Raw genomic sequence first — 630 nt, forward strand, 5'->3', positions numbered from 1 at the left:
CTTGCCGTTCCGCAGTCGCCATCAGGCGCTCTACCGACAAGATATCGGTCTCCTCGTCACATAGGGCCTCAAGGATTCGTTCGTACCAAACGAACGCCGTTTCGATCTCCTGATCCTCAAAATAAGCTGGCGCATATTTGATCTGCATGTTCAGCCTGTTAAAGTATTGCGATACTTCCAGATCAAACCACGTATTCGTCATTTCGTTTGCTTCCAAGCTCAGCGCCGCCATCTCCGATGCCAACTCTTGCCCCGGCCCCATCTCCTCCAGCACATGGAAATCCGTATAGTTAAACAGCGTATCGAAGATCGGGTTGACGGACGGGCTCGACACTTCACCAATTGCCTGGGCAATGTCGGCCAGAAACAGTTCATGCGCCTTCATTTGCCCAAGCTGCCGTTTTGTACGGTTCACCAGTTCCCGCTTGGACACTTCGCGCGCTAGCCCCATGCGGATCGGCACCGTATTGAGGAAGCAGCCTAATACTTTGTCTGCATCTTCGATGGCCGGCCGGTCGTGGCTGACCACGCCCGTGACAATCTCTTCCTCCGTCGTCAGGATGCCCAGCAAATACACGTGCGCGCTCAAGCACAGCTCCTTGACGGTACAACCGTACCGCTTCGCCTGCC

Annotated in this window: 1 protein-coding gene; it reads right to left on the reverse strand. The window is 54.9% G+C overall.

The window, feature by feature from the left end; genetic code table 11:
- On the reverse strand, positions 1-589 hold a 589-nt coding region (locus ACAN56_RS35410; protein ID WP_379148793.1), incomplete at its 3' end, for a condensation domain-containing protein.
- Between the last annotated feature and the right edge of the window lie 41 nt (positions 590-630).

Source organism: Paenibacillus paludis (assembly GCF_042610515.1).
GTDB lineage: Bacteria > Bacillota > Bacilli > Paenibacillales > Paenibacillaceae > Paenibacillus_AQ.